Here is a 25,391-nt window from a genome sequence, read left to right on the forward strand (position 1 = left end):
ACCGGGGCGAGTATAGCGGAAAATGCGAGAAGAAGCCGTGACGATCGACGCCGCGCCGAAGCATTTATGCCGGGGCGATCGCATGCGCGACCCGGCCGGCCCCGCTCACGCCGCCCGGTCGAGCTCCTTCTCGTAGGCCGTCAGGCTTCCCTTGAGGGTCTCTTCCAGCCGCGTTGCGCGCGATCTGATCGCTTCGTTGGCTGCCCGCACGGCGGCCGCCGCGATCGCATCGTCGCGGCTGAGCTTGTCGTGCTGAAACAGCCATTTTGCCACCGTGGCCCAATCCCAGAGCGGGCTGTCGGACGTCACGCGGGCGACCGGCGCCGGGAAACCCCGGCTGCGCTGCCCCTTGGAATATTGCGTCATCGCCGCGCGCGTCATTCCGCTTCGCGCGGCGATGTCGGAGAGGCTGACGAGCGGGTCGGGCTCGACGCGATCGACATGAGCGCCGGCGGCCTGCACGTTGCGCACCGCCGTGACGATGGCCTCGCTGATGGATTTCGCCTCGCGCGTGAAGTCGACGATGATGTGGCCCTTCTGGAACGCAATGGCCGCATCGTCGCAGCCGGCATCGTAGAAGCGTTGCTCGAAATCCTCGGCCTCGGGATCGAGGCCGGATGCGACGATGCTGAACTCGAACTTCTTCACGAGCCGTCCTCCATTCCGTGCGGGCAGCGCGCGATGGCCCGCATCACTTGCCGGGCGTGGTCTTCCGGGTTCTTCGGTGTCCCGTTCACGCCGATCTGGCAGCCGTCGCGGCCGGCATGCGGGCAGAACAGACGTCCCCAATGCCCCATCTTGCGCCAGCGCCAGCCCTTCCGTTCGGCATCGGCGACGACAGCCTCGATCTCCTTGTGCGGATGCCGCGGCCGATCAGCCATGTTGGTGACAGATGATAGAGTGAGTGTTAACAGATGTCAACATGCGGGCCGCGGCGTCGTGGGCAGGCAACGATAGAGCTTCAGGACGTTGCAGATGTTCTCGCTGATCTCGTTCCTGGTGCCGTCATAGCCAGCTATGAGACTTGTCGGCTCGGGTCTGGGCTCGGTGTGCGCGAGCTCCATGATGTGCCTCCGGATGATGCTACCGGGGCGAGTATAGCGGAAAGCGAACGCCAAAGGCGACCGAATGAACGCTGCTTTCCAATCAGATGAACACGCTTTCGATGCTCGGCAAGCACCGCTGGTAACGGTGGTTTACCGCAAGGCCGTACCGCTCTAACCCTTAGAGAAGGATAGGATAACTTCTCGGCGCATCCTTGTGTCCAACGAGTCGGCAGTGAGGTGCTTAGCCGGAGGAGGAGGAAGATAGCGTCGGTTAGCCGGAAGGGTTCGTGCACGCCTTCGGTCAGTGCTGAGCCCCGACCTTTCGGCCACCGCGGCTACAATCTTGGCGTTCGGAATGAACGTGCCCCGAACAGTATTTTCACCGACAACGTAGACGGCCTTCCCGCCCGGCGAAAGAACACGCGCGGCCTCGCTCACGGCTCGCATCATATCGTCGATATAATGCGCCAGTACTCCTTCGTGACGAGCAGAAAGCTTAGGTGTTAGCCGCAATTCTGAAATAATCTTTCGAATGCCTTCATTCTCGCGTGCATCTTGATCGCCGCATTCTGTGCCTACGCTTTCGGTGCGAATGTTGCCCAACTCACTGACCGTATACCCTGTCGATAGGGAATACTCTGGGTCGATAACCTCCGAGAAGTTGCGAGCTGCAGGTGAAAGCTTTGACCGTTGAAAGCGATCTAGGTTTTGTTGGAGAAGCTGTACGCTGTCGTTCAGAAGGTGCACCACAACTCGATGCCCATCATCCAGGAGCTTCGCGGTCAAGCAGATCATCATCTCGGTCTTGCCGCTCTGCGGCTCACCGTAGATCACGAACGATGTTGTCTTGCTGCTAAGGGTCTCGCAAGCGCTGGTAACGGCCGCCTCGATGCACGACGTCTGTTTGCCTGCTGCTTTTAGGCGAGACAGTTGCGTTTGATATCTATCGCGCTGCTGCGCTATAGCCCGCAGCTGGCTGATGCTGAGCCCCAACAGATTACCCCCAAGTTGAATAATCGCTTTCTGCGATCATAGCGGGCAATCGAGTCAGGGCAAGATAGGCAGAGGAATAATGAGGCATGCCCCCACAAACAAAAAACGGCCGGATCTCCCGATCCGGCCGCTACTCAAACTCAACTGGCTAAGCCTACGCCACGCGACGCAACTTAGCCCCCGCCCAATTTCCGAAAATCTCAGCTCGCCTGCTTCGCCGGCTGCGCGTCACCGACCTTCTTCTGGATGGCGCGCTTCAGCTCGACCGCGCGCGGGGAGAGCGCGTCGGGGTTGGCCTTGAGCAGGAAGGCATCGAGGCCGCCATTGTGGTCGACGCTCTTGACCGCGTTGGTGGAGACGCGCAGGCGCACGTTGCGGCCCAGGGCTTCCGACATGAACGTCACGTTGACGAGGTTCGGCAGGAAGCGGCGCTTGGTCTTGATGTTGGAGTGGCTGACCTTGTGGCCGACGAGGGGGCCCTTGGCCGTCAGTTCGCAGCGGCGAGACATGGCAAAATCCTTATCCGTGAACCCCCAACGATCTGCGGCCGCCATTTTTGGGCGCCACGGGGGCAAATTCTCTGTCCTTGCAGGGAGCGGGCGGACGTATAGGGGGGAAGGGGCGGGACGTCAAGGTTTTGGGCGCGGATTCGGCCGCCCGGGTGGTGCGCCCCCTCCCCCGCGCGCGGGGGAGGGCTCTCTCCTCTGCGAGGCCAGACGTCATGACGGATGGTGTCCCCCCAGAGGAGAAAGCGCTCACCCGCGCTTCGCGCGACCTCTCGCGCAAGCGCGAGAGGCAAGGGAGCCCGCGGTTACCTTCCGATCACCAAAACGGCAATGATTGTCGCACCTTACCATCACATAAAGGGCGTATTCGCCGCCGAAGACTCAGGTGGAGTTCCCAGGGCGAGACGCCCCCACATTGTTTGCCGCCGTTTTTGGCTTAAGTAACAGCGCATCGCGCTCCGATTGGATTGTTTCGTGACTACAACGCCTCATTTTGCGCGAGACCTGCGCCCGGTCCGCCCAGGCCTGGCCGGCTGGCTGGCTGTCTTTTGCGCGCTGGTCTTGGCCCTGGTCCTGGCGTGGGGCGTGGCGCCGGCCGCCGCGCAAGGCAAGCTCGAGGCGCAATATGAGGCGACGCTATCGGGCATTCCCGTCGGCAAGGGCGCCTGGAACATCGATATCCAGGACGACGTGTTCTCGGCGGCGGCCTCCGGCGGCACCACGGGGCTGCTGAAGTCGTTCACGGGCGGGTCCGGCACCGGCGCCAGCCAGGGGCGCATCGTCAATGGCGCGCTGGTGGCGACCGGCTACCAGGCCTCCACCACCACCCAGAAGAAGACCGAAGAGATCCGCATCACCCTCGACAAGGGCAATGTGAAGGACTTTGCCATCCTGCCGGAGCCGCCGGTCGATCCCGACCGCATCGTCGTCACCGAGGCGCATCGCCGTGGCGTCTGGGACCCCATGACGGCCTCGCTCCTGCGCGTGCCCGGCACCGGCGATCCCGTGGCGCCCGAGGCCTGCCACAACGCCGCGCCCGTGTTCGACGGCCGCATGCGCTACGATCTCAAGCTCGATTTCAAGCGCATGGAGACCGTGAAGGCGGAGAAGGGGTACCGGGGCCCGGTCGTGGTCTGCGCGCTCTATTTCGTGCCTGTGGCCGGCTACATCCCCGATCGCCCCGTGATCAAATACCTCGCCGCCCAGCGCAACATCGAGATCGCGTTTGCGCCGGTGGCGGGCACGCGCATCCTGGTCCCGTTCTGGCTGAAAGTGCCGACGCCGCTCGGGCCGGCCATGCTGGAAGCCACCAGCTTCGTCACCTCTCCCCAGCCCCCGCGGGTCGCGAAGACGCAGTGACCTTACCCTCCCCTGGAGGGGGAGGGTCGATCGCGCGCAGCGCGAGCGGGTGGGGTGATCTCTCCGCCCGAACGGTGCCCGTGGGGAGAGATCACCCCACCCCGTCTCACATTCCGCAGTGCACCATGTGAGCCGACCCTCCCCCTCCAGGAGAGGGTAAAAAGAAGTTGTGATATTTCAATCACTTACCTACTGTGCATGGGGTTGTTTTCGCAGTTTTTGTTTGGCGCCCCGGATCCGCGAATCCATTTGACTCCACCCCGATTCTGATTCGACTCGGCGCCGTCCCCAGCTTTAACGAACCCGATCGCTTGTGCCGCCGCGCAAAACTCCATCTAGTGCGCAACCAATACGAGTCCCGCGACATGTTGCGTGAACGGAACAGGACTCACAGGGGAGTCAGCGATTCGGCCGCGATTCGTTCTAGAGTCGTTCCGAAGATTAAAGCCAACGGGAAAAGCGTCGCAAAGTGAGACAGTTGCGCGGGATTTGGGGAGAGCGTTCCCACACCCACGGTGTCGTCGCCCGGCTTGACGGGGCGATCCAGTACGCCGCGGCCGTTGTGGTCGAGCCGAGAGGCCGCGGCGTACTGGATGCCCCGGTCCCGGCTCCGCCTAGGCTACGCCGGGGCCCACTGGGGGGCTCGGCCTGCCGAAGCTTCAGCAAAGGCTGCACGGGGCATGACAGCGGAGTGCGTGGTCGCCGCGTAGCGTTCGGAGACGTGGCTGACAGGGCCCAGCCCCCTCACCGCCTCATCCAGCACTGACATTCGCCCAAATCGCCACTACCTAATCCCTCAGACATGGCTTTTTCTTCCTCCCCCTTTGCCTCCGAGCGCGCACTTTCCGATCGAGTGCCTGGCGCGGGCGTCACTGCGGTGCTCGGACCGACCAACACCGGCAAGACCCATCTCGCCATCGAGCGGATGCTCGCGCATCCCTCCGGCATGATCGGCCTGCCGCTGCGCCTGCTCGCGCGCGAGGTCTACAACAAGATCGCCGATCGCGCCGGCGCGGCCAGCGTCGCGCTCGTCACCGGCGAGGAGAAGATCAAGCCGAAGAACCCACGCTATTGGGTGTCGACCGTCGAGGCGATGCCGCGCGATATCGACGTCTCCTTCCTCGCCGTCGACGAGGTCCAGATCGCCGCCGATCTCGAACGCGGCCACGTCTTCACCGATCGGCTGCTCAACCGCCGCGGCCGCGACGAGACGCTGCTGCTAGGGGCCGCCACCATGCGCCCGATCATCGAGCGGCTGCTGCCGGGCGTCTCCATGATCACGCGGCCGCGCCTGTCCAGCCTCGAATTCGCCGGCGACCGCAAGATCACGCGCCAGCCGCGCCGCACCGCCATCGTCGCGTTCTCGGCGGATGAAGTCTACGCCATCGCCGAGCTGATCCGCCGCCAGCACGGCGGCGCCGCCGTGGTGCTGGGCTCGCTCTCGCCGCGCACACGCAATGCGCAGGTGGCGATGTTTCAGAACGGCGATGTCGATTATCTCGTCGCCACCGATGCCGTCGGCATGGGCCTCAATCTCGACGTCGACCACGTCGCCTTCGCCTCCGACCGCAAGTTCGATGGTTACCAGTTCCGCCGTCTGACGCCGGCCGAATTCGCGCAAGTAGCCGGCCGCGCCGGTCGCGCCACCCGCAACGGCACCTTCGGCACCACGGGCCGCTGCGCGCCGTTCGAGCCCGAGCTCGTCAACGCGCTGCAGAACCACACCTTCGATGCGGTGAAGGTGCTGCAATGGCGCAACTCCAGGCTGGATTTCTCTTCGCTCGGCGCCCTGCAGGTGTCGCTGAATCTCGCCCCCGGCCACGAGACCTTGACGCGCGCGCCGATCGCCGAGGACATGCGCGTGCTCGACCATGCCGCCCGTGACGGCGAGGTGCGCGATATCGCGCATGGCAAGGCGGCGGTGGAGCGCCTCTGGGACGTCTGCCAGGTCCCCGATTACCGCAAGCTGTCGCCGGCCGCCCATGCCGAGCTGGTGACGACGCTGTATGGCTTCCTGATGCAGAAGGGCTGCATTCCCGATTCCTGGTTCGAGGCCCAGGTCACCCAGGCCGACCGCATCGACGGCGACATCGACACGTTGTCGGCCCGAATCGCCCAGATCCGCACCTGGACCTTCGTCGCCAACCGCCCGGACTGGCTGAGAGACCCCGAACGCTGGCAGGGGATCACGCGGGAGGTCGAAAATAAATTATCGGATGCGCTCCATGAACGCTTGACTGAGCGTTTCGTTGATCGTCGGACCAGTGTATTGATGCGCCGCCTGCGGGAGAACACGAGCTTGAATACTGAAATCGGCAAGACCGGCGAAGTCATCGTCGAAGGCCATGTCATCGGCCGCCTCGACGGCTTCACCTTTGCACCGGATGCGGCGGAGGCCGGCTCCGATGCGAAAGCCTTGCAGGCCGCAGCGCAAGCCGTGCTCGCCGGCGAGATCAATGCGCGCGCCGAGAAGCTCGGCAATGCGCCGGACGAGCAGTTCGTGCTCACCTCCGAAGGCATCATCCGCTGGACCGGCGATGCCGTGGCGCGCCTCGCCGCCGCAGACGACGCGCTGCATCCGCGCATCCGCATCATCTCCGACGAGCGCCTGACCGGCGGCCCGCGCGACAAGGTGCAGGCGCGGCTCGAGCTCTGGCTCAAGACCCATATCGAAAAGCTGCTCGGGCCGATGTTCGAGCTGTCCAAGGCCGAGGACGTCACCGGCATTGCCCGCGGCATCGCCTATCAGCTGGTCGAGGCGCTCGGCGTGCTCGAGCGTCCGAAGATTGCGAGCGAGCTGAAGGATCTCGATCAACCCTGGCGCGCCGTCTTGCGGAAATACGGCGTCCGCTTCGGCGCCTACCACATCTATTTCCCCGGCCTGCTCAAGCCCGCCGCGCGTGCGCTCGCCGCGCTGCTCTGGGCGCTGAAGCAGGACAATGTCGATCTCTCCGCGTTGTCGGGCGCGCAGCATCTGGCATCGTCGGGGCGCACCTCGTTCCCGGTCGACAAGCAGCTGCCGCGCGATGCCTATCGCGTGCTCGGCTACAAGCAGGCCGGCGAGCGCGCCGTGCGCGTCGATATCCTGGAGCGGCTGGCCGATCTGATCCGCCCGGCGCTGGCCTGGCGCGAGAATTCGCCCGGCGAAAAGCCCGCCGGCGCGTTCGACGGCCGCAGCTTCGTGGTGACGCAGGCGATGACCTCGCTCACGGGCTCGGCCGGCGAAGACTTCGCCTCCGTGCTGCGCGCACTCGGCTATCGCATGGAGAAGCGTCCGCCGTTGCCACAGAAGCCTGTCGCCGTCGAGACGGTTGCGGCCGAGACACCGCCCGCCGAGGGCAGCGCGGAGACCTCGACCGAGACCGCGGCGGAGGCCGTCGCCGGCCTGCCGGTGGAGCCGGCTGCATCCACCGAAGCCGCGGCCGAATCCGTCACGGTCGAAGACGCGCCCGGCATGGAGCCGCACGACGAGCCCGTCCATGAGGAGCCGGCGCTCGAAGCGTCACCAGAAGCGCCCGTCACGCCCGAGGACGCCCCCGGCATTGTGCCGCCCGCCGAGGAAGCTGCGGCGTTCACCGAGGCTGCCGGCCTCGAAGCCGCTGCTGCCGAGACGGCCGCGACGGAAGCTGCCGCATCGCCCGACGCTGCCGCGCCTGAGGGGGCGGCCGCGCCCACAGAACCCGCGCTCGTCGAGGTCTGGCGCCCGGCCGGCCGTCACGAGGATCGCAAGCCGCGCCACGAGCGCCATCGCCACCAGCGCCACCACCATCAGCCGCGTCCGCAGGCGGCTGCCGAAGCTGGCGCTGCACCCGGTGAAGCTGCTGAAGGCGCGAAGCCGAGCCATCGCCACGGCGGACATCGGAAGGATTTCCGCAAGGGCCGCGAAGAAGGTGGCGATCGCCGCGAGCAGCGCAGCGACAACAACCGCCGCTTCGAAGGCAAGGAGCGTGATCGCGGCAAGGGCAAGCCAGGCGATCGCGATGGCGGCCGCGAGCATCGTGGCCGCGACCGCGACAAGGGGCGCGATCGTCGCGATCGTGAGTCCGGCCCCTCGCTGCGTCCCTACGCTTCGAGCGCCAGTCCGCGCGAGCGCGATCGTCCCATTGATCCGAATTCGCCCTTCGCCAAGCTCGCCGCGCTGAAGGAGCAGCTGTCGGGGCGGAAGGAGTAGCCCCACGACCGAGCGCCAGCGCATCGACAAATGGCTGTGGCACGCCCGTGTGGTGAAGGCGCGCACCTCCGCCGCTGAGCTGGTCGTCACCGGCCATGTTCGCGTCAACGGCACGCGCGAGACATCGCCGGGGCATGCGATCAAGGCCGGCGACGTGCTCACCATCGCGCTCGATCGCACCGTGCGCGTTCTGAAGGTGATCGCCTTCAACGAACGCCGCGGCGATGCCGCCTCGGCTCGGGTGCTCTACGAGGAGCTCGGGACGCGCAATTAATTGCGCTTGTTATTCATTTCTTGGTCGATCAAACACACAAAGCCGTCATGATCGGGCCTTCCCGACCTTGCGGCGCCGGGCCATCCGCGCTAGGCAAGCCGCGACTTTTGAAAGAGCTTTTCGGAGCGTTGGATGACTTACGTCGTCACTGAAAACTGCATCAAGTGCAAGTACACCGACTGCGTCGAGGTCTGCCCGGTCGACTGCTTCTACGAGGGTGACAACATGCTCGTCATTCACCCCGACGAGTGCATCGATTGCGGTGTGTGCGAGCCGGAATGCCCCGCCGACGCCATCAAGCCGGACACGGAACCGGGCCTGGAAAAGTGGCTCGAGGTCAACGCCGAATACGCCAAGAGCTGGCCCAACATCACCCAGAAGAAAGAATCACCGGCCGACGCCAAGGAATTCGACGGCATGGAAGGCAAGTTCGAGAAATATTTTTCTCCGAACCCCGGCTCGGGAGACTAATTCGCGCCCAAACTTAACCCTAATAGCGGCGCTGCCGCCGAAAACCAGCCCTCAAGACCCCTAAATCATTGATTTTTGCGGGAAATGTGCTATATTGGGCACATTAAGCCGAACCCCGTCAGCCCCGTTGGCCCCTCTGGGTTCCCGTGAAACCAAATGTCGAACAGGGGCGTGGCAGTTTCCGCGCGCAGGCTGTGTCACAGAAAACGCGTAAAAAGAGTACTTCAGCGAGGGCTTCCCATAAGGAGGCCAAAAAAGTCGCCGCGGCCAGCCGTAGCGCATCCAAGGGTCGGACCGCGACGAAGGCGCCGGCTGCAAAGTCCTCGAAGAACAAAAGAAGCGCAATGCCTAACAAGACTGCCAAACCGGCCGCGAAAGCGACCGCTGCCAAGCCTGCTGCTGCCAAGCCTGTGATTGCCAAGCCAGTGACTGCCAAGGCTCCCGCTGCCAAGCCCGCGCCGAAGGCCCCTGTTGCTGCTGCGCCTGCCAAGGCTCCCGCCGCCGCCAAGCCGGCTGCCAAGCCCGCTGCTGCGCCGAAGGTCGAGGAAAAGAAGGTCGTGACCCAGCGTCAGGGCTTCAAGGCCAACGAATTCGTCGTCTATCCCGCTCACGGCGTCGGCCAGATCCTGGCCATCGAGGAGCAGGAGATCGCCGGTGCCAAGCTCGAGCTGTTCGTCATCAACTTCATCAAGGACAAGATGACGCTGCGCGTGCCGACCGCCAAGGTCGCCAATGTCGGCATGCGCAAGCTGTCCGATCCGGCCCTGGTCAAGAAGGCGCTGGAGACACTCAAGGGCCGTGCGCGCGTCAAGCGCACGATGTGGTCGCGCCGCGCCCAGGAATACGAAGCGAAGATCAATTCGGGTGACATCGTCGCGATCGCGGAAGTTGTGCGCGACCTCTATCGCTCGGAGTCGCAGCCGGAGCAGTCGTATTCGGAACGCCAGCTCTATGAAGCGGCGCTCGACCGTCTCTCCCGTGAGATCGCGGTGGTGCAGCACTCGACCGAGACCGAAGCGGTCAAGGAGATCGAGGCTCAGCTCGCCAAGAGCCCGCGCCGCGCCAGCGCCAAGGCGGAAGCCGCCGACGGCGAAGCCGATACGGACGCCGAGGGCGATACCGACGATACCGATGGCGACGACACCACCGTCGCCGACGAGGCCGCGTAAGCGCCACGCCGATTGCAAGAGTTCAAAAGCCCGGCCGCTCGGCCGGGCTTTTTATTTGGGGCGTGAAGTGATGACGGGTCTTCGCGAACGTCGCCTCAACAAATTCGGTGTCGTCCCGCCAGAGGCCGGGACCCATATCCCAGGGAGAAGTTCGGCGAAGATTGGTTGTTCGGCACTCCTACCGATCGCAACGATAGATTCCGCGGTATGGCTCCCGGCCTTCGCCGGGACGACGAGAGGAGAGAGCATTCATCAAACGACGCGCGACGCTACTTCACCGGCCGCTTTTCGAGCTTCCTTGCCAGCGTCCGCCGGTGCATGCCCAGCCGGCGGGCCGCCTCCGAGATGTTGAACTCCGTCTCGATCAGGGTCTGGTGGATGCGCTCCCATTCCAGCGTCTTGATCGAGGTCGGCCGTGCATCGAGCGCGACCTCGGCGTTGCCTTCGGCCTTGTGGAAGGCGGCTTCGATGTCGTCGGTGTTCGACGGCTTTGCCAAATAGTGGCAGGCGCCCAGCTTGATCGCCTCGACGGCGGTGGAGATGCTGGCAAATCCGGTCAGCACCACGATCAGCATGTCCGGATCATGCGTGTGCAAGAGCTCGACGCAGGCGAGGCCCGAGGCGCCGCCGAGCTTGAGGTCGACCACGGCATGGCCGAAAGTACGCTCCTCCAGCACCTTCCGCATCTCCTCGATCGAGTCGGCCACCACGACCTCGTAGCCGCGGCGCTCGAACGAGCGCTTCAGCGTGCGCGCGAAGCCGGAATCGTCCTCGACGACGATGAGTGAACGGTCAGGCGTCAAAATTCCCTCCGATCGCGAGCGTTGCGAGCGGCAGCGTCAAGCGCACGGTGGCGCCGCGCTTCCTGTGGTTCTCGGCGGTCACGCTGCCTCCCAGCTTGCGTACGACGTTCACCACCAGGAACAGGCCGAGCCCGCCGCCGGCGCGCCCCTTGCTCGACTGATAGGGCTTGCCGAGCTGCGCCAGCATCTCCGGCGCAAAGCCCGGGCCGCGGTCGGAGATTGACAGCACGAGATTGTCGCCTTCGCGCTCGGCCACGAGCTCGACCCAGTCGCGCGAGACCTCATAGGCATTGTCGAGCACGTTGAAGATCACCTGCTTCAGCGCGACGTCGGAGACGATCGCGACGTCCTCGCCGAACGTGTTGACGAAATAGAGCGTGCGGGCCGAGCGCGCGTTGCGCCATTCGTCGACCAGCGCGGTGACGAAGGCGGTCACCGTCGTCGGCGAGGAGCCTTCGCCGCGCGCTTCGCCCGCCGACACCAGGATGCCGGTCACGATCGATTTGCAGCGCTGCAGCGAAGTCTCCATCTCCGCGAGATCCTCGGCCAGCTCTTGATCTGCGGCGAGATCCGGCATGCGGCGCCAGTCGCTGAGGATCACCGAGAGCGAAGCGAGCGGTGTGCCGAGCTCATGTGCGGCGCCGGAGGCGAGCAGGCCCATGCGCACGATGTGGTCCTGCTCGGCGGCATGCTGGCGCAGCGCCGCAAGATGCGCGTCGCGCTCGCGCAGATTCCGGTTGATGCGGGTGACGAACACCACCAGCAGAACGGCATTGAGCACGAAGCCCAGGAGCATGCCGGTAACTGTGAGACTGTAGGTCTCACTGATCGGGTTCGGCGGCAGATCGAGCGGCCGGTAGGCCAATGTCAGCCAGATGAAGCTCGCGCAGGTCAGCGCGACCAACGACCAGGTCGAGCGGGCATCGAGCAGCACTGCGCCGAGCGTCACCTGGAGCAGGAACAGCGAGGTGAAGGGATTGGTGGCGCCGCCGGAGAGATAGAGCTGTGCGGTCAGCGCAGCGACGTCCAGCATCAAGGCGACCAGCAGCTCGTTATTGGTGATCGCGGCGCGATGGCGCACCCAGACCAGGCTGGAGACGTTGAGCAGCACCAGCGCGCCGATCACCGCGCCCATCCGCTCCAGCGGCAGGCGAATGCCGAGGCCGAAATGCACGGCACCGATGGTCACGATCTGGCCGACCACCGCGGTCCAGCGCAGCTGGATCAGCAGCGCCATGTTCTTGCGATTGGTCTCGTCGTCGGTGGGAGCCGGGCCGATCAGCTCGCTGCGCGCGTCCGCCTGCGATTGCAGCGTGACGGGCCCGCCGCCATGGGCAAGCGTTTGGGGAAGCGTTTTCCCGTCGTCAGGTCGGCTCGACGATCGTTCCAGCATCTGATCCCGTCCTGCGGGCGGCGGCATCCAAGCCGCCAGCCGGTTCCTGGACGAAGCGCTTGCGCCGGAACAGCCCGCCGCCGAATGTGACGAAAAACCTGCCGGCCAGCATGAAAGCCAGGGCAAACCACGTCAGCGCGTAGATCAGGTGGTTATTGGGAAAGCGGATCACGGTCAATCCGCCGATTGGACCGGCGGGAACTTGTGATCCGGCGTCGGCATCCACGAAGAAGGGCGCGACGTCATGAAGACCGCGTGCCGCCGCGATGGCGGCCACGTCCCGCGAATACCAGCGGTTGTGCTGGGGCACGTTGTTCCGGAGAAAACCGCCCTTCGGCTCCGTCACGCGGAGCAGGCCGGTGATCTCGACCTGACCATCGGGATTGCCGCCCCTGCGCGTCGATACGTCGCGCCGCTCGGACGGCACGAAGCCGCGGTTGATCAGCACCAGCGTGCCATCATCGCGCTCGAGCGGCGTCAGCACCCAATAGCCCGGGCCTTCCTCGGTGACGGCCTGAACCAGCGTCTCGCGGTCATGCAGGAAGCGGCCGCTGACGCTGACGTGCCGGTATTCGTCGTTTGCTGCGCTGATGGCGGGCCATGAAGCGGGCGAGGGGATCGGTTGGGCCGGAGCGTGGACGCGCTGCTCGACGCGGTCGATCAGAGCCAGCTTCCAGGCCCGTCGCTCGATCTGCCAGACGCCGAGCGCGATCAGAAGTACAAAGGCGGCAAGCGAGAGGACCGTGAGCCACGGCGAGGGGGCGCGCACAGCCTCGCTGTGCGTCCCTCCTGTCCTGCGCGTCACGGTCCGAGCCTTGCTCAATCTGGAGCCTCGCTCAATTCATTCCCGTCATCTGGTGGACCGGCATCATGTTGCTGTTGAGGTGGCCCATCACCCACAGCGAACCGGACAGTGCGATCACCACCATGACGATGGTGAAGATCAGCGCCATCATGCTCCAGCCGTTCTCCGATGTCGTGTTCATGTGCAGGAAGTAGATCATGTGCACCACGATCTGCACGACCGCGAAGGCCATGATCACCAGCGCGGTGATCTGCTTGCTCGGCAGCGTACCGCTCATCACCAGCCAGAACGGGATCGCGGTGAGCACCACCGAGAGCACGAAGCCGAGCATGTAGCTCGAGAACGTGCCATGGGCGTGGCCATCGCCATGGTGATGGTCGTCCGCATGGGCGGCGTGGGTATCGGTGCTCATCGCAGAACTCCCAGGAGATAGACGAAGGTGAAGACGCCGATCCAGACCACGTCGAGGAAATGCCAGAACATCGACAGGCACATCAGACGGCGGCGGTTGGCCTCGATCAGGCCGAACTTTTGCACCTGTACCATCAGCGTCACCAGCCAGATCAGGCCGCAGGTGACGTGCAGGCCGTGGGTGCCGACCAGGGTGAAGAAGGCGGACAGGAAGGCGCTGCGCTGCGGCGTGGCGCCCTCGTGGATCATGTGGGCGAACTCGGTGAGCTCGATGCCGATGAAAGCGGCGCCGAACAGGCCGGTGATCGCCAGCCACATCTGGGTCTGGGCGATCTTATTTTGCTGCATCGTCAGCATGGCAAAGCCGTAGGTGATCGACGACAGCAGCAGCATGGACGTGTTCACCGCGACCAGGTTCAGGTCGAACAGGTCCTTCGGCGCCGGCCCGGCGGCGTAGTTGCCGCCGAGCACGCCGAAGGTGGCGAACAGGATCGCGAAGATGAGGCAGTCGCTCATCAGGTAGATCCAGAAGCCGAGCGAGGTGCTGTAGCCTTCCGGATGGGGATGTTCGTTGGCGAGATAGAACAGCGGCTCGCCGGTTTGCGAGGGATTTACAGAGACAGTCATTTACTTGGCTCCGGCGAGCAGTTTGGTGCGCGCGTCCTCGGTCCGGATGACGTCTTCAGCCGGAATGTCGAAGTCGCGGTGGTAGTTGAAGGTGTGACCGATACCGACGGCGAGCATCGCAACGAAGCTCACGGCCGCCAGCCACCACATGTACCAGATCAGGCCGAAACCCATCGCGGTGGCGAAGCCGGCGAGGATGATGCCGGTGCCGGTGCTCGCAGGCATGCGGATCGGCTTGAACCCGGTGAGCGGACGCTGGTAGCCGCGCTTCTTCATGTCCCACCACGCGTCATTGTCGTGCACGACGGGGGTGAAGGCGAAGTTGTAGTCCGGCGGCGGCGAGGACGTCGCCCATTCCAGCGTGCGCGCGTCCCAGGGATCGCCGGTGACGTCCTTGAGCTGCTCGCGCTTGAGCAGGCTCACTGCGAACTGCATCAGCATCGAGAGGATGCCGATGAAGACGAAGAGCGCCCCGATCGCGGCGATGACGAACCAGATCTGCAAGCTGGGATCGTCGAACACGCGCAGGCGGCGGGTCACGCCCATCAGGCCGAGCACGTAGAGGGGCATGAAGGCCAGGTAGAAGCCGGTGACCCAGAACCAGAACGACATCTTGCCCCAGAACGGATCGAGCTTGAAGCCGAACGCCTTCGGGAACCAGTAGTTGATGCCGGCGAAGGCGCCGAACACCACGCCGCCGATGATCACGTTGTGGAAGTGCGCGATCAGGAACAGGCTGTTGTGCAGCACGAAGTCGGCCGGCGGCACCGCGAGCAGCACGCCGGTCATGCCGCCGATCACGAAGGTCAGCATGAAGGCGATCGTCCACATCATCGGCAATTCGTAGCGGATGCGGCCGCGGTACATCGTGAACAGCCAGTTGAACATCTTCGCGCCCGTCGGGATCGAGATGATCATCGTGGTGATGCCGAAGAACGAATTGACGCTGGCTCCGGAGCCCATCGTGAAGAAGTGGTGCAGCCACACCAGGTACGACAGGATGGTGATGACGACCGTGGCGTAGACCATCGAGGTGTAGCCGAACAGCCGCTTGCCCGAGAAGGTCGAGGTGACCTCCGAGAAGATGCCGAACGCCGGGAGAACCAGGATGTAGACTTCGGGGTGGCCCCAGATCCAGATCAGGTTCACGTACATCATCGGGCTGCCGCCGAAATCGTTCGTGAAGAAGTTGGTGCCGACGTAGCGATCGAGCGACAGCAGCGCGAGCACGACGGTCAGGACCGGGAAGGAGGCGACGATCAGCACGTTGGTGCAGAGCGAGGTCCAGGTGAACACCGGCATCTTCATCATGGTCATGCCGGGGCAGCGCAGCTTGACGATGGTACAGATCAGGTTGATGCCGGATAATGTCGTTCCGACGCCGGCGACCTGCAGTGCCCAGATGTAGTAGTCGACGCCGACATCGGGACTGTAGCCGATGTTCGAGAGCGGCGGATAAGCCAGCCAGCCGGTGCGGGCGAATTCGCCGATGAACAGCGAGGCCATCACCAGCACCGCACCGCCGAGCGTCATCCAGAAGCTGAAATTGTTCAGGAACGGGAACGACACGTCGCGTGCGCCGATCTGGAGCGGCACCACGTAGTTCATCAGGCCGGTGACCAGTGGCATCGCCACGAAGAAGATCATGATCACGCCGTGGGCGGTGAAGACCTGGTCGTAGTGATGGGCATTGAGGTAGCCTTCCGAGCCGCCAAAGGCGAGCATCTGCTGGCCGCGCATCATCAGTGCGTCGGCGAAGCCGCGCAGCAGCATCACGATACCGAGGATCATGTACATGATGCCGATGCGCTTGTGGTCCACCGTGGTGAACCATTCGCGCCAGAGATAGCCCCAGAGACGGAAATAGGTGAGGCCGCCAAGCAGCGCGGCGCCGCCGAGGGCGACCACCACGAAAGTGCCGACGACGATCGGCTCGTGCAGCGGCAGTGACTCGAAACCGAGCCGGCCGAAGATGAGCTTGAGAAGATCAGGAGACATGCGCGTTCTCTTTAGGAGTCTGACTTCGGACGCTGTCCGAGGAAGAAGGACGAGGACTTCAGCGGCGTGAACGACGGCCGCTTCAGGCCGGCGCCGATGAGCGGCATTGTGTCGGTGGGCGCCTTGATCGACGCGGTGGTCTGGCCTTGCGGCGCATCCGGTGTGCAGGTGCCGGCGACGAAGGTCGGCTCCGGTCCGAGCACCGTGCCGCGCCGGGCATACTTGTCGTAGGTGAGCGGCAGGGTGTTGTTCAGGCCCTCATGGCCGTTGCCGCCCTTGGCGTCGATGGCCATCATCTCGCTCTGGCACATCTTGCCGGTCTCGACGCACATGTTGAGGATCAGGCGGTAGAGATCGGCATCGACGCTGCCCCAGCGCCGCACCGGCTCGTTCTGGCTGGGCTTCTCCAACTGGAGATATTCGGCCCGGCCGAGCGATCCGCCGGCGGACTTGGCGCTGGCGATCCAGGCATCAAAGCCCTTGTCGTCGAGGCCCTGGAAGTTGAAGTGCATACCGGAGAAGCCGGCGCCGCTGTAGTTCGCCGAGAAACCCTTATATGTGCCGGCGTGGTTCACGACGGCATGGAGCTTGGTCTCCATGCCCGGCATCGCATAGATCTGGCCGGCGAGCGCGGGGATGTAGAAGGAGTTCATCACCGAGGAGGCGGTGATGCGGAAGTTGATCGGGCGATCAACCGGCGCGGCGAGCTCGTTGACGGTGGCGATGCCGTAGTCCGGATAGATGAAGAGCCACTTCCAGTCGAGCGCGACGACATCGACCTCGAGCGGGGCTTTGGACTGGTCCACGGCGCGGTCGGCATGGATGCGGCCGAGGGTGCGATAGGGGTCGAGCAGATGCGTACCCATCCAGGTCAGGGCGCCCAGGCAGACGATGATCAAGAGCGGCGCCGACCAGATCACCAGCTCGAGCTTGGTCGAGTGGTCCCATTCCGGCTCGTAGCGAGCGGCCGTGTTGGATTGGCGATAGCGCCAGGCGAACAGCACCGTCAGCGCCATCACGGGAAGGACGATCAGGAGCATCAGGACGGTGGAGATGATGACGAGGTCGCGCTGCTGGGCAGCGATGTCGCCGGCTGGCGCCAGCACGACATAGTCGCAGCCGCTGAGTGCGGCAGCCAGAGGTAGTAGCGCCAGGATCTTGAGACGAGACACGGGCCGAGCCTTTGAGAATGAGTTTCCTTTGCGGGGCCAACGGGTAGCTGCGGCGCAACAATCCGGACATTGGACAATTTGTCCAATGTTGCAGTGCGGGAGGTTGGGTCAGACAAGGGCAGATTGCCTGGCGTCCGGCCGGGCGTTCGGCTTTGGTTTTCAGGACGTTAAGGGCGCACGAATGGCGACGGCACAGACCCCCGCAATGGCAGACCTCCACACGGGCGAACACGGCCACGATCAGGCCAGTCCCGGCGAGATCGCCATCGGCGTCATCATCGGCCGCACCTCCGAATTCTTCGACTTCTTCGTCTTCGCGATCGCTTCGGTGATCGTGTTCCCGCGCCTGGTGTTCCCGTTCGCGAGCGAACTGACCGGCACCCTCTATTCCTTCATGATCTTTGCGCTGGCCTTCATGGCCCGGCCGATCGGCACCGTCATTTTCATGACGATCGATCATGCCTACGGCAAAACGGCCAAGCTGATCTCGGCGCTGTTCCTGCTCGGCACCGCCACCGTGGCGCTCGCGTTCCTGCCCGGCTATCACGACATCGGCGTTGCCGCGATCTGGCTGCTGGCGCTGGCGCGCATCGCACAAGGTCTGGCCTGGGGCGGCGCCTGGGACGGCATGGCTTCGCTGCTGGCGTTGAACGCGCCGGCCTCGAAGCGCGGCTGGTACGCGATGGTGCCGCAGCTCGGCGCCCCGCTCGGACTGATCGTGGCGAGCGCGCTGTTCGCCTATTTCGCCGGCAACCTCTCGGCCGATGATTTCTTCGATTGGGGCTGGCGCTATCCGTTCTTCGTCGCCTTCGCCATCAACGTCGTGGCCCTGTTCGCCCGCCTGCGCATGGTGACGACGGAAGAATACGCGACGCTATTCGAGACCCGCGAACTCCAGCCCGCGCGCATTTCCGAGACCGTCGCGCGCGAAGGCCACAACATCATGCTCGGCGCATTCGCGCCGCTGGCGAGCTTCGCGCTGTTCCACATGGTCACGGTGTTTCCGCTGTCCTGGGTGTTCCTGTTCACCCGCGAAAGCCCGGTGCGCTTCTTGATCATCGAGATCGTCGCCGCCGTGTTCGGCGTCGCCGCGATCGTTGTCTCCGGCATCATCGCCGACCGTGTCGGGCGCAAGTCGCTGCTGATGGGATCGGCGATCGCAATCGCGATCTACAGCGGCTTCGCGCCGCAACTGCTCGATGCCGGCGCGTTCGGCGAGACCATCTACATGGTGATCGGCTTCATCCTGCTCGGCCTGTCCTTCGGCCAGTCCTCCGGCGCGATCGCCTCGAACTTCAGGCAGGCGTACCGCTACACGGCGTCCGCGTTGACCTCCGACATGGCCTGGCTGTTCGGCGCTGGTTTTGCTCCACTGGTCGCGCTGCTGCTCGCCACCAATCTCGGCGTCATCGCTTCGGGCGCGTATCTGCTGTCAGGCGCGTTCTGGACCCTGCTCGCGCTCTGGCTCAGCGGCCAGCGTGAGGCGGGGGATATGGACGCGGGGCGTTAGCTATAGCGCGTGACGGGTGGCAAAGCGCTTTGCGCCGCGCCCACCATCTTTCGGAGATCGCAAAAGAGAAGTGGTGGGGACGCTTGCGCTTTGCCCACCCTAAGGCAGTCGGGCGAGTGTCAATCCGCCACGATCTTCACGCGATCGCGCACCTTCACCTGCGCGGTGCGATCGAGGCCATTGAGCACGCGGAAGCGCTCGGCGGGATGGTCGACGCCGGCCATGCGGTGGGAGAGCGACTCAACGGTATCACCGGGCTGCACGGTGATGACCTTGATGCGCAGCGGGCGCGCGGCCTGGATCTCGTCGAGCGTCAGGCGGCGGAATGAGTTGACGGTCTCGCGCGCGTTGCGCTCGCTCTCGGTCGATTTCTGCCGTGTCGCGAAGATGAAGCGGTAGACGTCGCTACCGAAGCGCAGCGCATAGACCTTGAACTGCCACTGATCGCCCTTGGCGGTGGCGGATGCCGCCGGAAAACCGTTGATGGTGAGATCCTCGGTCGAGGCCTTCTCGACGCCTTCCATCCAGCCCGAATTGAGGTAGTCGCCGAGCGATTGTTCGGCCGGCACGCGCACGACGTCGAAGCGCATCGCCTGTGCGCCGCCCTCGCGCACGCCGATCACGGCCTGCGCGGTGTTGTCGAGCGTGAAATTGTCCGGCGCCTGGAAGGTGAAGCCGAGCTTCGGATGCAGGAAGCGCCGGCCGCGGACAAATCCTTCGCTGGGGTCTTCGCCATAGACGAGGTTGTCGATCGCGGCGAGATAGCTTTCGCGGTCGCGCTCGGCGCCTTCAGGCGCAGTGTATTGCCGCGCGATGTTCTGCGCGTTCTGCACCCGCTCCGGGGTTGCCGGATGCGACGAGGTGAAATCCTGGGCGCGCGGATCGAGCGAGCTCTTGCCGGCCTTCAGCTCGGCATTACGCTCCATCGCCGACAGAAAGCGAGCAGCGCCATAAGGGTCGAAATGGGCCTTGGCGGAGATGCCGACACCGATGCCGTCGGCCTCGAACTCCTGCTTGCGCGAGAAGCTCGCCATGGTGAGCTTGGTCTTGGCGAGCGCCAGCGCGGTGAGATCGGGATCGTTGCTCATGTCGGTGACGACGCGGGTGACGATCGCGGCCTGGCGAGCCTGGTCCTCGCGCATCGCGGCGTGCTTGGACAGCACATGCGCCATCTCGTGGCTGAGCACGGAGGACAATTCCGACGTATCGCTGGCAAGCGCGAGCAGGCCACGCGTGACGTAGAGCTGGCCGTTCGGCAGGGCGAAGGCGTTCACTGCGCCGGAATTGAGGATGGTGACCTTGTAGCCCTGGTCGGGACGGTCGGAGGCCGCGACCAGCCGGTCGACGGTCTTGCTGACGAGCGCCTCGAGCTTGGGGTCGTCATAGGTGCCGCCATAGCTCGCCAGGATGCGCTCGTGCTCCTTCTCGGTGGCGGGGGTTTGCGCCACGGCGGGCTTCGGCTTCGGCATCACCACGGTCGGCGGGGGCGCCGCCGTCTGGAACCGGCCCATATCGCCACAACCGGCGAGAGCCGTGCCCAGGACAAGGCACAGCGCAGCCGGCGCCGCCCGCAGCCGGCGGCGTTCACTCCGTACGTGCCGTTCTAGCACCCCATCCACGTCGCTTAACCCGTGCCTGGCCTGATCTAAGGCCTTACCCCTGTCGGCTCGCTTGCGCCCAGCAACTCGACCTGTCCCACAAGGCGCACATCGATGCGCGGCCCCGTATTCCCCTCAACCCAGCCCCGAACTCGAATACGCCTATTTTCCAGGGACTTAAGGGCGATGCCAGCGCTTTCGAACGCCGCTAGCGTGCGCTTTGAAATAGTCACCGCAAAGCCACGTGTCCAGTTCCGTCCGAAGTTGAGGTAGGTCGTTGCCCCAGCTTGCCGGACCGACAGGACTTTGCCCTCGACTACCGTAAAGCGCCCGATCTCCGCCAAAATATCGTCCGGACTTTCCGCGTTTTTTATGGCCGACGGGTCAGCCCAGCTGCCCATTTTTTGCCGCCGTGCCGCCGCCTCGGACGCCATCAGCGCGGTCGCGCAGTCCTTGTCCACAATCTCGGCGGAGACGACGGCGTCGCCCTGGGCGAGCAGCATGGCCTGCACCGAGGTGTCGTTTTCGCCGATGAAGACCAGCGCACCCTGGCGGCCGTAGCGGTCGGGCGTGTCGTCGGCGCTGCGCAGCGTCACGTCGCGGCCGGAGAGCAGTGAGGTCAGCGCCTGCTTCGTGGTCGCCGTCTGCTCGATCCCGGTGAGGCGGATCTCGCGCCCGTCATCGAGACGTACGCTGCGCGCATCCACGATCGCGGCGACGCGGCCCTCGCCTTGTGACTCGAACTGGCACGGTGTCGCGAACGCGCCGTGAGCCGCGACGAGAAGAAATGCGACGATGAGATGGAGCAGTTGCGTCACGTGACCCGGACAGGTTGCATTGCGGCCGGACTTTAACTCATGCGCGGTGAGACGCGAAGGGTCTTCCTCACACGCCGTCATTGCGAGGAGGCCTTCGCGACGAAGCAATCCAGAATCTTTCCCGCGGATGCATTTCTGGAATGCTTCGCTGCGCTCGCAATGACGACGTGGAACGTCTTGCGTCTTCTCACCATTCCGCTTTGCGGAAAACATGCGAGGCAATCACGCATTCGCTTCGTCCCCGCGCTTGCTGCCCTCTCGCGCATGCGGCATGATTGCGGCAAGAGCAACAACCAAGCCGCCATCAGAGACGGGCGATAGAGGGAGGTCGTTTTCGATGAAGACTATTTTGTCCGGCATTTTTGCCGCCGCGCTTGCCCTCAATGCGAGCGCCGCGCAGGCCCAGGACAAGCCGCCGCTGAAGATCGGCGGCATCCTCGACATGTCCAGCCTCTATGCAGATATCACGGGCCCCGGCAGCGAGACCGCGGCCAAGATGGCCGTCGAGGATTTTGGCGGCGAGGTGCTGGGGCGCAAGATCCAGGTGCTGGCGGCCGATCATCTCAACAAGGCCGATCTCTCCGCCAACATCGCCCGCGACATGCTCGACAATCAAGGCGTCGAAATGATCTACGACGTCGCGGCCTCCGCAACCGCGCTTGCCGCCGGCGAGATCGCGAAAGCACGCAACAAGATCATCATGTTCAACGGCCCGGGCTCGATCCGTCTCACCAACGAAGCCTGCGGTCCCTACACCATCCACTATGTGTTCGACACCTACGGCCAGGCCAATGTGACCGGTCTTGCGGCCGTGAAGTCCGGCCTCGACAGCTGGTTCTTTCTCACCGCGGATTACGCCTTCGGCCAGGATCTGGAGAAGGACACCAGCGCCGTCGTGACCAAGACCGGCGGCAAGGTGCTTGGCAGCGTGCGCCATCCGCTCAACACGTCGGATTTCTCGTCCTTCCTGCTCCAGGCCCAGGCCTCCAAGGCCAAGGTGATCGGACTGGCAAATGCCGGCGGCGACACCATCAACGCCATCAAGCAGGCGGCGGAGTTCGGCATCACCAAGGGTGGCCAGAAGGTCTCGCCGCTGCTCGCCTTCGTCACCGATATCGACTCGATCGGGCTGGAGACCGCGCAGGGCTTGCTGCTTGCCGAGGCATTCTATTGGGACCTCAACGACGACACGCGTGCATTCTCGAAGCGCTTCATGGAACGCACCAAGCGGATGCCGACCTCGGCGCAGGCTGGCGTCTATTCCTCCGTCACGCATTACCTCAAAGCCGTGAAGGCGGCCGGCACCACCGATGCCGCGGCGGTGATCAAGGTGATGAAGGAGACGCCGATCAACGACTTCTTCGCCAAGAATGGCAAGATCCGCGAGGATGGCCGCATGATCCATGACATGTACTTGTTCGAGGTGAAGAAGCCCTCGGAGTCGAAGGGCCGCTGGGACGATTACAAGCTGCTCGCCACCGTGCCCGGCAACGAGGCGTTCCAGTCGCTGGAGCAGTCGCGCTGCCCGCTGGTGAAGAAGTGACGGCGTGACGTAAGTCACGACGTCATTGCGAGGAGCTCTTGCGGTGAAGCAATCCAGACCGCATCCGCGGAGACATCTCTGGATTGCTTCGCTTCGCTCGCAATGACGGTGTGGTGAGAGCTCGGTCAAACAAGGGAGACGCCCGATGAACGACATGGTCCTGCAAAAGCTCGAAGGCGGGCTGCTCACCATCACCATGAACCGCCCGGAGCGGAAGAACGCGCTCAATCCCGACATGGTGCGCGGGCTGGTCGAGGCGGCGCGGCGCGCGGCTGACGATCCGGAGGTACGTGCAGTGCTGTTCAAGGGCGCCGGCGGTTCGTTCTGCGTCGGCGGCGACGTCAAGTCGATGGCGGAGGGCCGCGCGCCGCTGCCGTTCGAGCAGAAGCTCGCGAATTTGCGCCGTGGCATGGAAGTCTCGCGCATCCTGCATCAGATGCCGAAGCCTGTCGTGGCGCAGCTCGATGGCGCGGCGGCCGGCGCGGGGCTTTCGATGGCGCTGTCCTGCGACCTGCGCATCGCCTCCGAATCCTGCAAGATCACGACGGCCTTTGCCAAGGTCGGCTTCTCCGGCGATTACGGCGGGACCTATTTCCTGACCCAACTGCTCGGCAGCGCGCGGGCGCGCGAGCTCTATCTGATGTCGCCGGTGCTCACGGCGAGGGAAGCTCACGCCATCGGCCTGGTGACCAAGGTCGTGCCCGACGCCGAGATCGACACCGCCGCGCACGAGCTCGCGCTGTCGCTGGCGCAAGGGCCCTCGATCGCGCTCGGCTACATCAAGCGCAACATCAATAATGCCGAGCATCTGGCGCTGGAGGATTGCTTCGACGGCGAGGCGATCCACCACACCCGCTGTGGTGACACCGCCGATCACAAGGAGGCCGCAAAAGCCTTCGTCGAGAAGCGCAAGCCCGCCTTCAGGGGCGAGTGACGATGTCGTCCTACATGCGCTTGCGGCAGATCTGCCTGGTCGCGCCGCAGCTCGAGCCGGTGATCACGGACATCGCCCGGATCATGGGATTGGCCATCTGCTATCGCGACGGCAATGTCGCAAAATACGGCCTGGAGAACGCACTGCTCCCGGTCGACACGATCCTGCTTGAAGTCGTGGCGCCCTTCAGGGACGGCACCACGGCCGGCCGCTTCATCGAGAAGACCGGCGGCCGCGGCGGCTACATGGCGATCTTCTGCTGCGATGATCCGGACGAGCGCGGCCGCAACGCCAACGCGCTCGGCGTGCGCACGGCCAACGTCATCGACCATGCACCTTATCATGGTGTGCAGCTCCACCCCCGCGACTGCCGCGCCGCCTTCATCGAGTTCAACCACACCGAAGGCAGCGACGATAGTCTGGGCGCCTATCCGCCGGCGGGACCGGACTGGCAGAAGTTCATTCGCAAGGATGTGACGCAGGCGCTGACGGCGGTGGAGATGCAGAGCCCGGACCCGCAGGGCCTCGCGGAGCATTGGGGCAAGATCATCGGGGTTGCGCCACGCGATGCCGAATTGAGACTACCGAACGCAACCTTTCGCTTCGTGAAGGGCGCCAGCGAGATCATGAGCGCGCTGGAGTTTCGGGTGACTGACGCAGCGCAGGTGCTGCATGCCGCGAAGGCGAAGGGGCTCGCCGTTGCCGGGAATGAGTTTCTGCTCGGCGGGGTGACGTTTCGCGTGAGTTGATCACGCTGCACCCTCTCCCCTTGTGGGCCTTGTGGGAGAGGGTGGCTTCGCGAGAGCGAAGCCGGGTGAGGGGTTTCTATCCCCATGAACAGTTTTGCGCACAGAAAGAACCCCTGATCCGGCGCTTCGCGCCACCTTCTCCCGCAAGGGGAGAAGGAAGAAGAGAACGTTCATCGCGACGCTCACCTTCCCTTAAAATTCGCTACCCGGCGCTCTTCCGTCGCCTTCACGCCTTCCTTGAAATCTTCAGTCGCGCGCAGCCTTGTCTGCTCGGCGAGCTCGTGATTGGTCGCGGCCATGACGCGGTCGGCGAGGCCGGCGCGCATCGTGGCGCGGGTCGAGAGCAGGCCGAGAGGGGAGCATTCGGCGATCTCGCCGGCGAGCTTCATCGCGGCCGCCTTCACCTGGTCCTGCGGCACCAGCTCGTTGGCCAGGCCCCATTTGTAGGCCTCTTCGCCGGTGACCCGGCGGCTGGTGTAGAACATCAGCTCAGCGTTGTTCTTGCCGATCAGCTCGGGCAGCGTCACGGTCAGGCCGAAGCCAGGATGGAAGCCGAGTTTGGTGAAATTCGCGGAAAAGCGCGCTTCGGGGCAGGTGACGCGAAAGTCGGCCGACACCGCGAGACCAAGGCCGCCGCCGATGGCTGCGCCCTGCACGGCGGCAACGATTGGCTTCTTGGCGCGGAAGATGCGCACGGCCTGGATGTAGAGGTGGCTGATCGGCCCGAGATTGTCGGCCGGATCGCCCTTCTTGGCTTGCTCGGCCTCGCGCGCTTCCTGCGCCTGCCGCGCCGGGTCGCCGAAATTGGCGCCGGCGCAGAACGCCTTGCCCTGCGCCGACAGAACGGAGGCGCGGATCTCGATATCGCGGTCGAACTCGTCGAGCGCATCCGCGATCTGGTTGATCAGCGAGATGTCGAAGAAGTTGAGTGGCGGCCGGCGGATCTCGATGGTGCCGACATGCCCGACCTTCTCGACACCGATATCTTTATACGTGCTCATAGATTGTCTCCAAACGTCTCGATACGTCCGTGGCGAAGAA

Annotated in this window: 23 protein-coding genes and 1 pseudogene; 9 read left to right on the forward strand and 15 right to left on the reverse strand. The window is 64.4% G+C overall.

Annotated features, from left to right (window positions below; translation table 11 throughout):
- Positions 1–105: 105 nt before the first annotated feature.
- The 5 genes and pseudogenes from BRAD3257_RS02820 to rpmB all read right to left on the reverse strand — a co-directional run bounded on the left by BRAD3257_RS02820 (position 106) and on the right by rpmB (position 2,548).
- Positions 106–648 (reverse strand): hypothetical protein, encoded by a 543-nt coding sequence (locus tag BRAD3257_RS02820; protein ID WP_122400569.1) that lies wholly within the window; start codon positions 646–648, stop codon positions 106–108.
- Complete coding sequence (locus BRAD3257_RS02825) at positions 645–881, reverse strand: hypothetical protein (protein WP_122400570.1); 237 nt, start codon at positions 879–881, stop codon at positions 645–647. Before BRAD3257_RS02825 ends, BRAD3257_RS02820 begins: the two co-directional genes overlap by 4 nt.
- 42 nt (positions 882–923) lie before the next feature.
- Positions 924–1,064 (reverse strand): annotated as a pseudogene (locus tag BRAD3257_RS39575) (DUF2235 domain-containing protein); the annotation flags it as partial.
- 153 nt (positions 1,065–1,217) lie between these two features.
- On the reverse strand, positions 1,218–2,039 hold the full coding sequence (locus BRAD3257_RS02830) for a hypothetical protein (protein WP_122400571.1): 822 nt from the start codon (positions 2,037–2,039) through the stop codon (positions 1,218–1,220).
- 200 nt (positions 2,040–2,239) lie between these two features.
- On the reverse strand, positions 2,240–2,548 hold the full coding sequence (gene rpmB, locus BRAD3257_RS02835; RefSeq protein WP_122406340.1) for a 50S ribosomal protein L28: 309 nt from the start codon (positions 2,546–2,548) through the stop codon (positions 2,240–2,242).
- A gap of 522 nt (positions 2,549–3,070) precedes the next feature.
- On the opposite strand from rpmB, the gene BRAD3257_RS02840 reads away from it, so the two are divergent.
- The 5 genes from BRAD3257_RS02840 to BRAD3257_RS02865 all read left to right on the forward strand — a co-directional run bounded on the left by BRAD3257_RS02840 (position 3,071) and on the right by BRAD3257_RS02865 (position 9,989).
- Positions 3,071–3,904, forward strand: a complete 834-nt coding sequence (locus BRAD3257_RS02840) for a DUF3108 domain-containing protein (protein WP_174221625.1) — start codon at positions 3,071–3,073, stop codon at positions 3,902–3,904.
- Positions 3,905–4,706: 802 nt separating this feature from the next.
- On the forward strand, positions 4,707–8,075 hold the full coding sequence (locus BRAD3257_RS02850; protein ID WP_122400572.1) for a helicase-related protein: 3,369 nt from the start codon (positions 4,707–4,709) through the stop codon (positions 8,073–8,075).
- A gap of 22 nt (positions 8,076–8,097) precedes the next feature.
- Positions 8,098–8,349 (forward strand): RNA-binding S4 domain-containing protein, encoded by a 252-nt coding sequence (locus tag BRAD3257_RS02855; protein ID WP_122400573.1) that lies wholly within the window; start codon positions 8,098–8,100, stop codon positions 8,347–8,349.
- A 132-nt stretch (positions 8,350–8,481) separates the two neighbouring features.
- Positions 8,482–8,820, forward strand: a complete 339-nt coding sequence (gene fdxA / locus BRAD3257_RS02860; protein ID WP_063698041.1) for a ferredoxin FdxA — start codon at positions 8,482–8,484, stop codon at positions 8,818–8,820.
- A gap of 344 nt (positions 8,821–9,164) precedes the next feature.
- Complete coding sequence (locus BRAD3257_RS02865; RefSeq protein WP_162500082.1) at positions 9,165–9,989, forward strand: CarD family transcriptional regulator; 825 nt, start codon at positions 9,165–9,167, stop codon at positions 9,987–9,989.
- A 269-nt stretch (positions 9,990–10,258) separates the two neighbouring features.
- On the opposite strand, the gene BRAD3257_RS02870 is transcribed toward BRAD3257_RS02865, so the two are convergent.
- The 7 genes from BRAD3257_RS02870 to cyoA are packed head-to-tail and all read right to left on the reverse strand — an operon-like array spanning position 10,259 to position 17,198.
- Positions 10,259–10,792: a response regulator transcription factor gene (locus tag BRAD3257_RS02870; RefSeq protein ID WP_122400575.1), complete on the reverse strand. Its 534-nt coding sequence runs from the start codon at positions 10,790–10,792 to the stop codon at positions 10,259–10,261.
- On the reverse strand, positions 10,782–12,185 hold the full coding sequence (locus tag BRAD3257_RS02875) for an ATP-binding protein (protein ID WP_162500083.1): 1,404 nt from the start codon (positions 12,183–12,185) through the stop codon (positions 10,782–10,784). Before BRAD3257_RS02875 ends, BRAD3257_RS02870 begins: the two co-directional genes overlap by 11 nt.
- Positions 12,157–13,008 (reverse strand): SURF1 family protein, encoded by an 852-nt coding sequence (locus tag BRAD3257_RS02880; protein ID WP_122400577.1) that lies wholly within the window; start codon positions 13,006–13,008, stop codon positions 12,157–12,159. The genes BRAD3257_RS02875 and BRAD3257_RS02880 overlap by 29 nt, the downstream gene beginning before the upstream one ends.
- Before the next feature lie 13 nt (positions 13,009–13,021).
- Positions 13,022–13,402, reverse strand: coding sequence for a cytochrome o ubiquinol oxidase subunit IV (gene cyoD / locus BRAD3257_RS02885; RefSeq protein WP_122400578.1), 381 nt, complete (start codon positions 13,400–13,402; stop codon positions 13,022–13,024).
- Positions 13,399–14,028, reverse strand: coding sequence for a cytochrome o ubiquinol oxidase subunit III (gene cyoC, locus BRAD3257_RS02890; protein ID WP_122400579.1), 630 nt, complete (start codon positions 14,026–14,028; stop codon positions 13,399–13,401). Before cyoC ends, cyoD begins: the two co-directional genes overlap by 4 nt.
- Positions 14,029–16,026 carry a cytochrome o ubiquinol oxidase subunit I gene (gene cyoB, locus BRAD3257_RS02895; RefSeq protein WP_122400580.1) on the reverse strand — a complete coding sequence of 666 codons (1,998 nt, stop codon included), beginning with the start codon at positions 16,024–16,026 and terminating at the stop codon, positions 14,029–14,031.
- A gap of 11 nt (positions 16,027–16,037) precedes the next feature.
- Entirely contained in the window at positions 16,038–17,198 is a 1,161-nt protein-coding gene (cyoA, locus tag BRAD3257_RS02900; RefSeq protein WP_122400581.1) for a ubiquinol oxidase subunit II, read from the reverse strand.
- Positions 17,199–17,379: 181 nt separating this feature from the next.
- Here cyoA and BRAD3257_RS02905 point away from each other — a divergent pair, with 181 nt between their 5' ends.
- The gene (locus BRAD3257_RS02905) at positions 17,380–18,708 is read left to right on the forward strand and encodes an MFS transporter (RefSeq protein WP_122400582.1); all 1,329 of its coding nucleotides are present in this window, start codon (positions 17,380–17,382) and stop codon (positions 18,706–18,708) included.
- Positions 18,709–18,827: 119 nt separating this feature from the next.
- Here BRAD3257_RS02905 and BRAD3257_RS02910 read toward each other — a convergent pair whose 3' ends face one another.
- Together BRAD3257_RS02910 and BRAD3257_RS02915 are read right to left on the reverse strand one after the other, a co-directional pair.
- Positions 18,828–20,219: a M48 family metalloprotease gene (locus BRAD3257_RS02910; protein WP_244607851.1), complete on the reverse strand. Its 1,392-nt coding sequence runs from the start codon at positions 20,217–20,219 to the stop codon at positions 18,828–18,830.
- 134 nt (positions 20,220–20,353) lie between these two features.
- Complete coding sequence (locus BRAD3257_RS02915) at positions 20,354–21,205, reverse strand: thermonuclease family protein (RefSeq protein ID WP_122400584.1); 852 nt, start codon at positions 21,203–21,205, stop codon at positions 20,354–20,356.
- Positions 21,206–21,461: 256 nt separating this feature from the next.
- On the opposite strand from BRAD3257_RS02915, the gene BRAD3257_RS02920 reads away from it, so the two are divergent.
- The 3 genes from BRAD3257_RS02920 (at position 21,462) to BRAD3257_RS02930 (ending at position 24,350) form a co-directional block, all read left to right on the forward strand.
- The gene (locus tag BRAD3257_RS02920) at positions 21,462–22,667 is read left to right on the forward strand and encodes an ABC transporter substrate-binding protein (protein WP_122400585.1); all 1,206 of its coding nucleotides are present in this window, start codon (positions 21,462–21,464) and stop codon (positions 22,665–22,667) included.
- 145 nt (positions 22,668–22,812) lie between these two features.
- Positions 22,813–23,601 (forward strand): enoyl-CoA hydratase, encoded by a 789-nt coding sequence (locus BRAD3257_RS02925; RefSeq protein ID WP_122400586.1) that lies wholly within the window; start codon positions 22,813–22,815, stop codon positions 23,599–23,601.
- Between the two features lie 2 nt (positions 23,602–23,603).
- On the forward strand, positions 23,604–24,350 hold the full coding sequence (locus tag BRAD3257_RS02930; RefSeq protein WP_162500084.1) for a VOC family protein: 747 nt from the start codon (positions 23,604–23,606) through the stop codon (positions 24,348–24,350).
- A gap of 182 nt (positions 24,351–24,532) precedes the next feature.
- Here BRAD3257_RS02930 and BRAD3257_RS02935 read toward each other — a convergent pair whose 3' ends face one another.
- The gene (locus tag BRAD3257_RS02935) at positions 24,533–25,351 is read right to left on the reverse strand and encodes an enoyl-CoA hydratase/isomerase family protein (protein ID WP_122400588.1); all 819 of its coding nucleotides are present in this window, start codon (positions 25,349–25,351) and stop codon (positions 24,533–24,535) included.
- Positions 25,352–25,391: the final 40 nt, after the last annotated feature.

The organism is Bradyrhizobium vignae, assembly GCF_900324035.1.
GTDB classification, from domain to species: Bacteria; Pseudomonadota; Alphaproteobacteria; order Rhizobiales; family Xanthobacteraceae; genus Bradyrhizobium; species Bradyrhizobium vignae.